Genomic DNA, 12,816 nt, shown 5'->3' on the forward strand with positions numbered 1-12,816 from the left:
TGCGCCTCCGAGGGCGTTCGGAGGAGTGTCAGCGAGCGAACAGACGTCGTGACGGCGGGGGAGCACTCTTGCGTCAGCGGTTCCACACCTCGAAGGAGCAGGCGATGTCCGACAAGAAGATCACCCCGAGCAACCCCGAGATGGCGCCGTCTCCCTCGCTGGAGGCGGAGACCCCTGAGACCACTCGCAAGACTCAGCGCCGGCGCCTGAGCCTGCGCAAGAGGATCGCGTCGCGCAAGCGCATCAGCCTGAGGCGGCGGTAGGACGAGGCATCGGACGTGGTCCCGATCATCGGGACCACGTCCGATGCGTTCCGAGGAAGTGTCAGCGGTCTGACAGACGTACCTGGCGACGATGGCCCACAGTGGTGGGCGAGCGGTTCCCAGACCTCGAAGGAGCAGGCGATGTCCGACAAGAAGATCACCCCGAGCAACCCCGACACCGTGCCGGCTCCTGCGACGGAGAGCTCGGCCGACAGCCCCGAGACAAGTCGCAAGACGCCGCGCGGGCGCCTCGCGCTTCGCAGGCGGGCGATGCGCATCAACCTGCGCCGCCGCTGACCTGACCGCGCCGGACGTGGCCCCGAGCCGAAGGGGCCACGTCCAGCCGTCTGTTGTGCTCTCCTTGGCCCGTGGAGTGGCGACTGCTCGAGGGGCTCACGGAGACCGACCGTTCCCGCGTCCTCGCGTCGGCGCAGCGGTTGAGCTTCGCGGCCGGGGAGACCGTGTTCACCGAGGGGGAGCCGGGCTCGTCCCTGCTCCTCATCGAGTCGGGGCATGTCGCCGTCAGGGTCGCGACCGCCACGGGGGAGGTCGCGACCCTGACGGTGCTGGCGCCGGGCGACGCCTTCGGCGAGATGGCCCTGCTGCGCCGCTCGTCGCGACGTACCGCGACCGCGGTGGCGCTGGAGACCACCGTGGCCCTGGCGCTCGAACGGTCGGCCTTCGCCCGGCTCCGCGCGGAGCAGCCCTCGGTGGAACGCCTGCTCGTGGCGGTCCTCGCGGCCAGGGTGAACCGGCTGTCGGCACACCTCGTCGAGGCGCTCTACCTCCCCGTCGACAAGCGCCTGCTGCGTCGCCTCGTCGAGCTGTGCCGGGTTTATGGTGGCCCGGGAGCCACCCGGGTGGTGATCCCGCTGACCCAGGAGGACCTCGCCGGGCTCGCCGGGACGACCCGACCGACCGTGAACAGCGTCCTGCGCTCGCTGCAGGACGCGGGCACGGTGTCCCTGTCGCGTGGCCGGGTCGAGGTTCGCGACGTCGCCGCGCTCATGGCCGCCTGCAGATGACGCGCGAGACGCGACCACCCGGGCGATGAGTGGCACGATGCGGGGATGATCGACCACGTCTCCATCCAGTGTGCCGATGTCGCCGCCAGCGCGGCCTTCTACGACGCGGTGCTCGAGCCCCTCGGCGGGTCCCGGGTCATGGACTTCGGCGACTTCATCGGGTACGGCGTCCCGCCCAAGCCGGACTTCTGGGTCGGCCCCCAGGTCACCGGTGAGGGCTTCCGGGAGAACCACCTCGCGTTCGTGGCCCCGGACCGGGCGGCCGTCGACGCCTTCTTCGCCGCAGCCGAGGCCAAGGGTGCAGAGGTGTTGCACGCGCCCCGGCTGTGGCCGGAGTACCACGAGAACTACTACGGGGCCTTCGTCCGCGACCCCGACGGCAACAACGTGGAAGCCGTCTGCCACGCGCCCTAGTTCGTCGGTGCGGCCCACGTCCCTGGCTTCGATGGGCGATCGCGGGCATCGAGCCGGTTCACACTGATGGATTCCATCAGCGTGGCGCGAGTCCAGTGCATGTCATCGGACCCAACGGCTTTGCATATCGGCTCCCTGGTGCGCTCATCGCCTCTAACCTTGAGCCAGATCGTCGGCAGGGGGCTCTGAGCCGAACCGACGGAAGGGCGGACACTCGTGAATCGAGCGTGGGCTCTCGTCAGCGCCGCCATCTACATGGCCGCCCTCGTGGGGTCGATCGTTCTGGACGGCAACGCGCCCGACAGCGGCGTGACTCCAGGTGCCAAAGTCATCGCGTTCTACACGAGCCACCGTGGCGCGATGACGGCTTCCTCAGTCGTCGTCGTGGTGGCAGCCGTGTTCGCGGTCGTGAGCGTCGGAGCGTTGCGGGAGTACCTTTGCCGGGACCCGCGGGCGCGCATGATGGCCACGACGGCTTTGGCTGGCGCAGCGGTCTATGCGGGCTCTCTGTGCTTGAGCGCCGGCGCAGCGCTGGCCCTCGCCGACGCGCCAAGCCAGCTGGACCCCGCGGCCGCTCAGGCCTTGAGCCTGCTCCGAGCCGACGTGAATACTCCCTTCGCATCCGCCGGGACGGCCCTGCTGCTTGGCTGCATGGGATGGGCCATCGTCCAGACCAAGCGACTGCCCGCCGGGCTGGCCTGGGCAGCCCTCGTTCTCGCGGTCGTGGCCTTGATCCCCCCGATCGCTCCCCCCACGGTCCTCGTGGCAGGGGTTTGGCTCATCATCGCCGGAGTGGTCATCTACCGTCGCAACGCCCCCGAACCCATCGACCCCACGGGGGCACACCGTTGAGTGTCGCTGAACTCGGACGGTCGCTCAGGGCTGAGGAGCCTGACCCGATTCCCCGGATCCGTACTTCTCGTGCACGCAGAGTGGCACGCGATCGACACATCTGTGCTCAGCTCGCGCCGCCATTGCCGTAGGTCTGCTGGCGCTCCGCCCCTGTCTCGAAGAACGACGCCAGGTAGGGGTCCGCGCCCAGGCTGCTGCGCCGGATCAGCGAGAAGACCTCGACTCCGGCTCCGGGCGGATCGGGGAGCCAGTACGCCTGAGCGAGGCCGAGGTATTCGCATTCGAGAACTGCCGCGTAATCCTCCGCTTCCGCTTCAGCTCGCTCGATCGCCTCATCCAGACTGCGCGCCTGCCAGAGAGTGATCCGTTCCTCGTAGTCGGACTGCCCTGAGGGGAGATCGTGTGGTCCCCACGGCTTGTTGGAGCGAGCCGCGAAGACGCAGCGGACGGCGAACCACTCGACTGACCGGGCTCCCTCGGAATCGGTCACGGCCACAGGATGCCCGATCTCGGGTGGTCGTGGTCGCGGGTGGAACGCTGTCGGCGCAACGATCGGAGCCGTCGGCCGCGCGCTCGAGCGGCCGCTCTGAGTAGGTTGGCGCGATGGGGTTGCTCCGGCGGGGTCCGCGGATCCCGGACGCGCGGGCGCAGGCCGCCGCGATCGCGGAGTTCTGGGCCTGGTGGCAGCCGATGGGGGCGACCGCGGTGGCCAGGGTCATCGAGTCGGGTCGGCCGCGCCGCGTGTCTGCGTACGTGACCCACCGCGTCCGTGAGATCCACCCTGACCTTGACTGGCAGCTGGGGCCGGGGACCAGCAGCCGCCACCAGCTCGTGGTCACCGCGGGCGGTGACCCCGCGCTGCGCGCCGCGGCTCGTCGGTGGCTGCTCGCCGCGCCGCGGGCCGACGAGGTCTGGTCGTACGCCGACGCACGGCCGCCCGTGCAGAAGCCGGCGACGGCCGTCCTCACCATCGAGCGCAAGCGCGTGGCGATGTCGGACGCGACGGCCATCGTGGTGCGCCGCCAGACCTGTATCGACCTGAGCGTGCAGCACCCGGCCTTCGCGTCGCTGCCGCAGGAGCACCAGGCGCAGGCCACGTACCTGCTGCTCGACGCGCTGCTCGGGGAGGACGCCGTCCAGACCTGGATCCGGCATGTCGAGTGGTCCGCGGACGTCGACCCGACGGCCGTCGCGCTGCTTCGTTTGCAGGCGATGGTGGCCGACCTCGAGCAGCGGTGGCGACCCAGCCCGGACGGGCGACGCCCGTGGTTGAGCACGGAGGCCGATCTCGAGGGCGGACAGTCGCTCCTGGTGGGCGCCCAGGTCCCGCTCCGGCCGGTCACGGCGCCCTGGCTGGACACCCACGTCGGCCTTCACGTGCCTTACGTCGCCGGCCCCGACGGCCTTCCCGACACGCACGCTCTGGAGGAGATCCTCGCCTTCGAGCGCCACATCGACGATCGCCTCGGCGACTCCGGGCATGTCGTCGCCCATGAGCTGGCGCAGGGGTCCGGACAGCTCCACGCCTACGTGGAGGGATCGACGCCCGCCGTCGATGTGATCCGGGCCGCGGTGACCGGTTGGGCGCACGGCAACGTCGGGGTCGACGCGGCGAGCGATCCCGGGTGGACGAGGGTCTCCCACCTGGTCACCTGACGCGCGGTGTTACCCGCCAGCGACGCGGCCCGTTCCCGCGGTCACGACGAGACCTCCCCGGCATCCGCGAGCGTGGGGCATCGCGAGTGCCGGGGAGGTCCAGGGAGCGAGGTCGTCAGCTGCCTTCGACGACCTCGAGGATCTCGTCGGCCACGAGGCCGTGCGCCTCGCGGTGGACCCGCTCGGCGGTCTCGGCGTCCGGTGCCTCCACCAGGCAGAAGATGTTGCCCTGCTTCTCATCCACCCAGTACGCCTTGTAGGTCACGCCGTAGCGGTCCTGCGTCTCCAGGTCCGCCTTGTGCGCCTGGGCGACGTCGGCCACGGCCACGCCCCCTGCGATCGTGTGCCGGTCCATGTACAGCGGCATCGCCGGAACCTCCTTGTCGGGCCGGACGACGCGGCGGGTACGCCGTCGGCGGAGCCGGCTGCGCCCAGGAGACCGCGGCGGGCACGCGCCCCGCATCGGTGATGACTACCCACCTTGGGGAGGGTGGCTACCCATGCCTCGAGCCCGGGCCGACTCGGCGGCCTCGCGGCGGGTGCGGGCGCCCAGCTTGGCGCAGACCGCGGCGACGTGATGCTCAGCCGTACGCGTGGTCACCCCGAGCGCCGCCGCGATGTCCGCGTTCGAGCTGCCGAGCAGCAGCTGGTCCAGCACCTCGACCTCTCGCGCCGTCAGGCCCGCAGGGTGGGACCGTGTCGTCGGCCGGGGTCCACGGACCGTCCGCCCACCCAGGCGCGCGACGTGCTGCGCCGCCCGAGCCGCGGCGGCGGGAGCGCCCAGGGTGTCGAGCGCGACGACGGCACGGCGTACGTCCTCGGGCGAGGAGCTCGTGGCCAGGGCCATCGCCGAGTGGTAGGCGCAGCCGAGGCCAGCCCACGCGTCGGCGGCGGCGGCGTGCTCGCCCGACAGCTGGAGGGCGTACGGCATGGCCACCTCACCGGGCGGGCTGGTGAGCCGGCCGGCCAGCTGCAGCCAGACCGCGAGCTCGCCGCGGCACCAGGGCGAGCCGATCCGCAGGGCGAGCGCGTACGCCTGGTCCAGCGACTCGTCCATCGACGCGACGTCACCGGACAGCCAGGCGGCCTCGGCCCGCGCGGCCGCGACCGGGGCGACGCGCTGCAGCTCCTCGGTGGGCACGGCGACGGCGAGCGCCTCGTCGAGCTCGCCCGCGAGGGAGGCGCCCCGCCGCGCGCAGACCAGGCCGGCGACGAGCAGCGGGCTGATCCGGTTGACCGCGGCGACGTGGGGGCTGGCCAGGACCCGCGCGGCGTCCTCCGCGGCCTCGTCCAGCCGGCCCAGCAGCAGCCGCAGCCTGGCCCGGTTGCCGGTGAGGTAGAGCAGCCACGAGTCGAGGTCACGGTCGCGGCAGAACTCCAGTCCCGCGCCGACCCAGCGCTCGGCATCGGCGAGGGCGTAGTCGTCCACGGCCTGCCAGCCGAGGTTGGAGTAGGCGCGCGCGGCGTGCTCATGCAGGTCCGCCGCGAGCGCTCGCTCGAGGCTCTCCTCCAGCTGCTGCCGCCCGAGCTCGCCGTCCCCGGCGCGCAGCCGCGCGGTCCCCACGTTGTTGAGCGCGTGGACGACCACCTCCTCGCTGCCGATCGCCTCGCCCATGGCGATCGCCCGCTGTCCCCACTGCACAGCACCGTCCCGGTCGTCGGCGAGCATGCGCAGCTGGGCGTAGTTGCTGAACGCCATCGCCGGCTCGAGGCCGGGCTCGGCGTCCGCCAGCAGCTCGAGCGCGCGCAGGCCGTGGCTCTCGGCGGCCGCTCGTCGGCCGGCGAACCAGTGCAGCCGCGACAGCCACCGGTGGCAGGTTCCCATGACGAGGAGGTCCTCGCGCTGCCGGGCGATCGCCAGGACGTCCCCGAAGGCGCTGAGCGCCTCATCGGTACGGCCCACCAGGTAGAGCTCGTAGCCGAGGCCGCGGAGCAGAGGAAGGCGGTGGTCGTCCCCGGTGGCGAAGCGCAGGGCGCGCTGGTACTGCTGGACGGCCTCTCGGTGCCCGCCGAACTGGGCGGCCCGACGCGCTGCCAGCGCGGCAGTCTCGACGACGAGGGGCCCCATCCGGGCGGCCTCGGCGTGGTGGGCGACCCGCGCCGGGTCCACCGTGGCGAGCGGGCCGCGCATGACCGACACGAGCTGGCGATGCAGGGCGAGGCGCCGCAGCGGCGGGATGTCCGCGTCGACCGTCTCACGCGCCAGCTCGTGCCGGAACCGCAGCGCGTCGCCCTGGGCGACGAGCACCCCGGCGGCGACCGCCTCGTCCAGGCAGGAGACGCCCTCGCCCAGGAGCGCCTCGAGCAGGTCGAGCTCCGCCGGTCGCCCGAACACGGCCACCACGTCCAGGGCAGCGCGGGTGCCGTCGGTCAGGCGGGCGAGGCGTGCCCGCACCGCGTCTCGCACGGTGGCGGGCAGCTCCTCACCCCGGGCGGCGAGCACCTCGGAGACGAAGAAGGCGTTGCCCCCGGTACGCCGGTGGAGCAAGGCGGCGTCGACCGATGCGTCCCCGGCGAGGCGGCGTACGCCCTCCGGCGACAGAGGCGCTACCTCGACCCGGTGCAGCGAGGAGGTGGCGAGGTCGCCGAGCAGCTGTGCCAGCGGGTGGCCCGGAGTCACCTCGTCGGCCCGGTAGGTGAGCACGACCAGTGCGCGGGTCGTGCCGATGCGGCGCCCGACGGCGCGGAGCAGGTCCAGGGTCGCCTCGTCCGCCCAGTGCGCGTCCTCGAGCACGAGGACTGGTGTCGAGGACTCGCCGTCTCGCAGGTCGGCGAGGACGCGGGCCAGCAGGGCGAATCGGTCGTCGAGGTCGGGCATCGCGAGCAGCGAGGGCATCGCCTCGAGCATGGGGTCGAGGGGACAGGGCGTCGCCGAGCCGTCGCACGTGCCCCAGTGGAGCCGTACGCCGCCTCGCTGCCTCACCCACGAGGTGACCAGAGCGGTCTTGCCGACACCGGCGTCGCCCGAGAGCACCACGACGCGTCCCGCGGCCGCGGCCGCGGCGAGATGGCGGTCGAGGGCGGCCAACGGCTCCTCGCGCTCGACCAGCTGCACCCGACGAGACTAGGCGCTGTCGTCCCGCGGTCGATACGGCGTCGCCAGCGGTCGGACCGGGCCGTTGAGGACCTCCTCGGCGTCGGTGGACGCGAACAGCTGCGCCAGCCGGGCCACCACGCCGGTCCACCCGGTCTGGTGCGACGCGCCGAGGCCGGCGCCGTTGTCCCCGTGGAAGTACTCGTGGAACAGCACGTTGTCCCGCCAGGCCGGGTCCTCCTGGAACTTCGTGCTCCCGCCGAAGACCGGGCGGTGACCGGAAGCGTCGCGCGTGAAGGTGCTCACCAGGCGGCGGCTCAGCTCCTCGGCGACCTCGTACAGGGTCATCTGCTGCCCGGACCCGGTCGGGCACTCCACGAGGAAGTCGTCGCCGTAGTAGAGGTAGAACTGCAGCAGCGCACGCACGATGAGCACGTTGATCGGGAACCAGACGGGGCCGCGCCAGTTCGAGTTCCCGCCGAACATGCGCGTGGTCGACTCGGCCGGCTCGTACTGGACGGAATAGGTCTGGCCGTCCATCTGCAGCGAGTACGGGTGGTCGAGGTGCCAGCGCGACACCGACCGGATCCCGTGTGGGCCAAGGAAGCGGTCCTCGTCGAGCATCCGGCGCAGGATCAGCCGCAGCTTGCGCTCGTCGACCAGCGCGAGCAGCCGACGGCCCTTGACCCCAGGCACCCGCGGGTCCGCGACGTTGCCGAGCAGGTCCTCGTTGCGCGTCAGGTAGGTGCGCACCTGCTCCATCACGGAGGGGAAGCGGCTCAGCACCTCTTCGGGAACGACCGCCGTCGCGCACAGCGGCAGCAGACCGACGAGGGAGTTGACCCGGATGCGCCGCCCGCTGCCGTCGGGCATCCGCAGCACGTCGTAGTAGAAGCCCTGCTCCTCGTCCCACATCTCGTCGGGATGGTCGCCGAGGGGGTCCATCGCGGTCGCGATCTGGAAGAAGTGCTGCACGAACTTCGCGACGAATCCCTCGTACGCCGGCTCGTCGAGCGCGAGCAGGATCGACAGCTCGAGCATCGACTGGCTGTAGAACGCCATCCATGCGGTGCCGTCCGACTGCTCCAGCGTCCCGCCTCCGGGCAGGCGCGCGCTGCGGTCGAACACCCCGATGTTGTCCAGGCCGAGGAACCCGCCCTGGAACAGGTTGCGCCCGGTGGGGTCCTTGCGGTTGACCCACCAGGTGAAGTTCAGGAGCAGCTTGGCGAACGCCTCCTCGAGGACCACCCGGTTCTCGATCGACGGCTTGCTGGGGTCGACGCCGATGCCGGTGAGCATGGCCAGCGCCCAGGCGTGCACCGGCGGGTTGACGTCGTCGAAGTTCCACTCGTAGGCGGGGATCTGGCCGTTGGGGTGCAGGTACGGCCCCGAGAGCATCAACGACAGCTGCTGGCGAGCGAAGTCGGGGTCGACCATCGCGAGCGGCAGCGTGTGGAAGGCGAGGTCCCACGCCGCGTACCAGGGGTACTCCCACTTGTCCGGCATCGAGATCACGTCGTCGTTGATCATGTCGAACCACTGCTGGTTGCGTACGCCGTGCCGGGTTGGCGGGCGCAGCGGGTGGCCCGAGTGCTCGCGCAGCCACAGGTCGAGGTCGAAGTAGTAGTGCTGCTTGGTCCACAGCATCCCCGCCAGCGCCTGGCGCACGACGAGCGCCTGGTCCTCGTCGAGCTTCGGCGGGATCACGGTGGTGTAGAAGGCGTCTGCCTCGTCGGCTCGTCGCGCCATCACCTCGTCGAAGTCGGCGAAGGCGTCGCCGGACGGCGCCTCGGCGGTCAGCCGTACGCGCACCTCGACCGACCCCCCGGCCGGCACCGTGAGCTCGTGGTGGGCCGCCACCTTGGTGCCCGAGGAGGCGTTCACCGTGTGCGGCTCGCCCTCGACCACGGCGCGGCCGATGCCGTCCTTGACGTAAGGCCCGTCATTCGGCTCGCCCCACAGCCGCTCACGGTTGTGCTCGTTGTCGCAGAACAGCAGCGGCACGTCGTGCGCCACGTGCAGGTAGTACTCGCCGAGTCGGTCGTGGGTGGCACGGACGCACGGGCGTGCGCCGGGCAGTGCCTCCAGCGACGGCTTCGGCGTGCGTTCCCCCCACGACCAGGTGTTGCGGAACCACAGCGTCGGCAGCACGTGGATCGGCGCGTCGTCGGGGCCGTGGTTGGTCACGGTGACCGAGACCAGCAGGTCGTCGGTTCCGGCCTTGGCGAAGTCGGCCACGATCTCGAAGTACCGGTCGTCGTCGAAGACGCCCGTGTCGAGGAGCTCGTACTCGAAGTCGTGCGGCCCACGGGAGGCGTTCGTGCTGACGAGGTCGGCGTACGGGTACGCCGCCTGCGGGTACATGTAGCGCCAGCGCATCCACGAGTGGGTCGGCGTGTTGTCGACGTAGAAGTAGTACTCCTTCACGTCCTCGCCGTGGTTTCCCTCGGAGTTGGTGAGCCCGAAGAGCCGCTCCTTGAGGATGGGGTCCTCGCCGTTCCAGAACGCCAGCGCCAGGCAGAGCAGGCCCTTGTCGTCGCTGATGCCCGCGAGCCCATCCTCGCCCCAGCGATAGGCGCGGGAGCGCGCCTGGTCGTGGCTGAAGTAGTTCCACGCGTCGCCGTTCTCGCTGTAGTCCTCGCGAACCGTCCCCCACTGGCGCTCGCTCAGGTAGGGCCCCCAGCGGCGCCAGGGGACCCCCTCGCGCGCCTGCTCGAGCCGGTCGCGCTCCGCGTCCTTCATGCAGCCCTCCCGCAAGTCAGCCGGAAGCATCCAGTGTCAGCACGTGCGCGCCCCAGCCGTCGCGTGCGACGTACAGGCCGCCGCCGGCGAGGTCGTCGCCATCGCGCTCGTACGTCGTCCCGTCGAGGAGGTCGGTGAGCCTCACCCGCCGGCCGGCAGCCGCGCCGTGCCCGACGTCGACCATGCCGTCGGCGCGTGCCTCGGACAGGTTGACGACGACGAGGCTCAGCCGATCGCCGTCGGTCCACGTCCACGCGGCGAGCCGGTCGGCACTGGGGTTGTCCGGCCAGCCGTGCACCGGGCGCAGGCTCCACTGGCCGACCCGCACCCGCGCCGCGAGCGCCCACAGCTGGTGGTGGAAGGCGGCCAGGTCAGCGTCCGGCACCTCGTCCGGGCGGCGGCCGAGGAAGACCGGGCAGAAGACCTGCCGTCCCTCGGCCTGTCCCTGGTGCCACAGCGTCATCCCGGGCAGCGTCGCGATCGCGACCGCCGCGACGCGCTCGTAGCCGGCCGGCAGGAACGTCGTGGCCGCCCGCGGCTCGTCGTGGTTCTCCAGGAACCGCACCAGGCGGGCCTGGTAGTCCAGCGGTGCGCCCAGGTGGCCGCGGACCGCGCCCGGGTCCCCGCCACGCATGCGGTCGTACAGCCGCTTGTCGTAGCAGTAGGCGAAGCCCAGCTGCTGCAGGTCCCACTCGCGGTCCCAGTACGCCTCCGCGACGAACCGGAAGTCGGGATTGCGCTCGTGGACCCGGGCGATGACGTCGGTCCAGTACTGCGTCGGCAACGGCTGCCCCGCGCGATCGCCCCACGTCGCGCGCACGACGTCGTCGAGCATCAGCATCGCCATGTCGCAGCGCACGGCGTCCGCGTGCTCGGCGATGCGGGTCAGCGTGCGGGCGGCGAGCTCACGCAGCTGCGGGGCGAAGGCGTTGACCTGCACGACGTCGGGCCACGGCGCGAAGTACGGGTCCTTGCCGCGCGCGAAGACGCCGGTGCCGACGGCGACGTACGCCTTGTCGTCGGCCGTGAGGTCGGCCGGCGTTCCGTGGATGAACGCGGCCGGCTCACGCTCGAGCCACGGGGAGTCCGGCGCCATGTGGTTGGGGACCCAGTCGAGCATGAGGCGGGCGCCTCGTGCGCGCAGTTGGCCGCGCGCGTGCTTCAGGTCGGCCCAGGTGCCCACGAGCGCGTCGGGGACGTAGTCGCGGATGCAGTACGGCGACCCGACGACGTCGGAGTCGGCCCAGCCGGGCAGGGAGGTCGACCAGGAGCGGCGCAGGCCGTCGTCGAGCAGAGCGATGGCTCGGCCCGCCTCGCTGCGCTGCCAGACGCCCATCAGCCACACGACGTTGACGCCTGGACGTACCAGCGCGTCCCACTCGCCGCGCGGGACCTCGCCGAGGGTGACGCGGTGCCCGACCCGCCGGCTGACCTCGCCGAGCCAGACGGCCGTGTTCACCTCGAACACCGTCGGGGGCTCCGGCCAGGTCACATCCGCAGTGTGCCCCAGCCGCTCCGGGCGTCCAGCCCCGGGAGGGACTGGTTGCCGGACGTTCACCTTCGCGTCACCTGCCTACCGGCGTGCCCCGCCCCCGTCCGCCCCGCCTCTGCCCGCCCCGCCCTGCCCGCCAGTTTCTGCAGAAGTCCCAATTGTCCGGTCGGGACCGGCCGAAGAACCGGACAAATGGGACTTCTGCAGAAGATCGCGCCGGGAGGAGGCGCAGGGGGCGCGGTGCGTGGCGGGCGGGGCGCGGTGCGTGGCGGGCGGGGTGGGGTGATCAGGCGCGGCGGTCGTCGACGGCGCGCTTCAGCAGGAAGAACGGCAGGATCCACGCCGCCAGCATCCCGGCCAGCCAGACGATCACGGTCGCGAGAACCCAGGTCGACAGGCCGGTGATGGTCAGCCCGCTGGACAGCACGTCGGTGATGATGAGGGCGACGAGGGTCGCGAACAGCGTCGAGCCGCTACGCAGAGCCCGCGCCTTGCGCTCGGTCGTGGTCCTGAACAGCGGCTCGGCGATCAGCGTCACGACGGTGTAGATGATGACGGCGACGATGAACGCCGAGAAGTCCAGCGTCATCCCGTCGAGCAGGACGGCGGCGACGACGAGGCCGATGGCGCTGGCCAGCAGCGTGATGCCGGCCCGGATCAGCGCGCGGATCATGAAGGAACGCTACCGCCGGTCGCGGCTCGGTGGTCGCGAAACAGCTACTCCGTGGTCGCGATGCCCAGCGAGGCATACCCCGCGAACTTGGGCCCGACCTCGTAGAAGCTGTCCAGCTCCTTGATGGCGAAGCCCGCGCCGGTGAGAAGCTCAGGGATGTCGCGGGTGAGGTGGCAGCCACCGACCAGCCGCTTCCACGTGGGCTCGATCCGTCGCTGCCACCGGCGTACGCCCTCGTCCGGGGCGAGCCCGTGCTCGACGAAGTGCAGCGTCCCGCCCGGCTTGAGGACGCGTCGCACCTCGGACAGCGCTCGATGGGCATCCGGGATCGTGCACAGGGTCCACGTCGACAAGGCACAGTCGAAGCTCGCGTCCGCGAACGGCAGCTCCTGCCCGTCGAGGCCGGCACGTTCGATGAGGACGGACGACGTGCGCATCCGCTTGTCGGCGAGCCGCCATCCCACGTCGGACGGCTCGACCGCTGCCACCCGCGTGACGGCGGACGGATAGAAGGGGACGTTCAGCCCTGACCCGAAGCCGATCTCGACGACCTCGCCGTGAACCGTGTCGCAGACCCGCTGGCGAAGCGGGCGAAGCGGCTTGCCGCCGCAGGCACCGTTGAGGATCCGAGGCAGGACCTGCTCACCGTAGATGCCCATGCTGGC

Annotated in this window: 13 protein-coding genes; 6 read left to right on the forward strand and 7 right to left on the reverse strand. The window is 71.6% G+C overall.

Going from position 1 to position 12,816, the window contains the following annotated elements:
• Positions 1 to 104 precede the first annotated feature (104 nt).
• From VMI11_01425 to VMI11_01445, 5 genes are all read left to right on the forward strand, one after another.
• Positions 105 to 263: a hypothetical protein gene (locus tag VMI11_01425; protein HTY71066.1), complete on the forward strand. Its 159-nt coding sequence runs from the start codon at positions 105 to 107 to the stop codon at positions 261 to 263.
• A gap of 141 nt (positions 264 to 404) precedes the next feature.
• Positions 405 to 560: a hypothetical protein gene (locus tag VMI11_01430; GenBank protein ID HTY71067.1), complete on the forward strand. Its 156-nt coding sequence runs from the start codon at positions 405 to 407 to the stop codon at positions 558 to 560.
• A 71-nt stretch (positions 561 to 631) separates the two neighbouring features.
• Complete coding sequence (locus tag VMI11_01435; GenBank protein ID HTY71068.1) at positions 632 to 1,288, forward strand: Crp/Fnr family transcriptional regulator; 657 nt, start codon at positions 632 to 634, stop codon at positions 1,286 to 1,288.
• Between the two features lie 45 nt (positions 1,289 to 1,333).
• Positions 1,334 to 1,702: a VOC family protein gene (locus VMI11_01440; GenBank protein HTY71069.1), complete on the forward strand. Its 369-nt coding sequence runs from the start codon at positions 1,334 to 1,336 to the stop codon at positions 1,700 to 1,702.
• Positions 1,703 to 1,918: 216 nt separating this feature from the next.
• Positions 1,919 to 2,554 carry a hypothetical protein gene (locus VMI11_01445; GenBank protein HTY71070.1) on the forward strand — a complete coding sequence of 212 codons (636 nt, stop codon included), beginning with the start codon at positions 1,919 to 1,921 and terminating at the stop codon, positions 2,552 to 2,554.
• Between the two features lie 106 nt (positions 2,555 to 2,660).
• Here the strand turns inward: VMI11_01445 and VMI11_01450 are convergent, their stop codons facing one another.
• A complete protein-coding gene (locus VMI11_01450; GenBank protein HTY71071.1) occupies positions 2,661 to 3,044 on the reverse strand; it encodes a hypothetical protein in 384 nt (127 codons plus the stop codon).
• A 113-nt stretch (positions 3,045 to 3,157) separates the two neighbouring features.
• Between VMI11_01450 and VMI11_01455 the strand changes: the two genes are divergently transcribed.
• Positions 3,158 to 4,210 carry a DUF695 domain-containing protein gene (locus tag VMI11_01455; protein ID HTY71072.1) on the forward strand — a complete coding sequence of 351 codons (1,053 nt, stop codon included), beginning with the start codon at positions 3,158 to 3,160 and terminating at the stop codon, positions 4,208 to 4,210.
• A 115-nt stretch (positions 4,211 to 4,325) separates the two neighbouring features.
• On the opposite strand, the gene VMI11_01460 is transcribed toward VMI11_01455, so the two are convergent.
• The 6 genes from VMI11_01460 to VMI11_01485 all read right to left on the reverse strand — a co-directional run bounded on the left by VMI11_01460 (position 4,326) and on the right by VMI11_01485 (position 12,810).
• On the reverse strand, positions 4,326 to 4,577 hold the full coding sequence (locus tag VMI11_01460) for a DUF4242 domain-containing protein (protein ID HTY71073.1): 252 nt from the start codon (positions 4,575 to 4,577) through the stop codon (positions 4,326 to 4,328).
• A gap of 105 nt (positions 4,578 to 4,682) precedes the next feature.
• Positions 4,683 to 7,265, reverse strand: coding sequence for an AAA family ATPase (locus VMI11_01465; protein ID HTY71074.1), 2,583 nt, complete (start codon positions 7,263 to 7,265; stop codon positions 4,683 to 4,685).
• Positions 7,266 to 7,274: 9 nt separating this feature from the next.
• Positions 7,275 to 9,986, reverse strand: coding sequence for a glucosidase (locus tag VMI11_01470; protein ID HTY71075.1), 2,712 nt, complete (start codon positions 9,984 to 9,986; stop codon positions 7,275 to 7,277).
• A gap of 16 nt (positions 9,987 to 10,002) precedes the next feature.
• The gene (locus VMI11_01475; protein HTY71076.1) at positions 10,003 to 11,478 is read right to left on the reverse strand and encodes an alpha-amylase; all 1,476 of its coding nucleotides are present in this window, start codon (positions 11,476 to 11,478) and stop codon (positions 10,003 to 10,005) included.
• Between the two features lie 286 nt (positions 11,479 to 11,764).
• On the reverse strand, positions 11,765 to 12,151 hold the full coding sequence (locus VMI11_01480) for a hypothetical protein (GenBank protein ID HTY71077.1): 387 nt from the start codon (positions 12,149 to 12,151) through the stop codon (positions 11,765 to 11,767).
• 44 nt (positions 12,152 to 12,195) lie between these two features.
• On the reverse strand, positions 12,196 to 12,810 hold the full coding sequence (locus tag VMI11_01485; protein ID HTY71078.1) for a methyltransferase domain-containing protein: 615 nt from the start codon (positions 12,808 to 12,810) through the stop codon (positions 12,196 to 12,198).
• Between the last annotated feature and the right edge of the window lie 6 nt (positions 12,811 to 12,816).

The organism is Actinomycetes bacterium, from assembly GCA_035506535.1.
Taxonomy (GTDB): Bacteria; Actinomycetota; Actinomycetes; order DATJPE01; family DATJPE01; genus DATJPE01.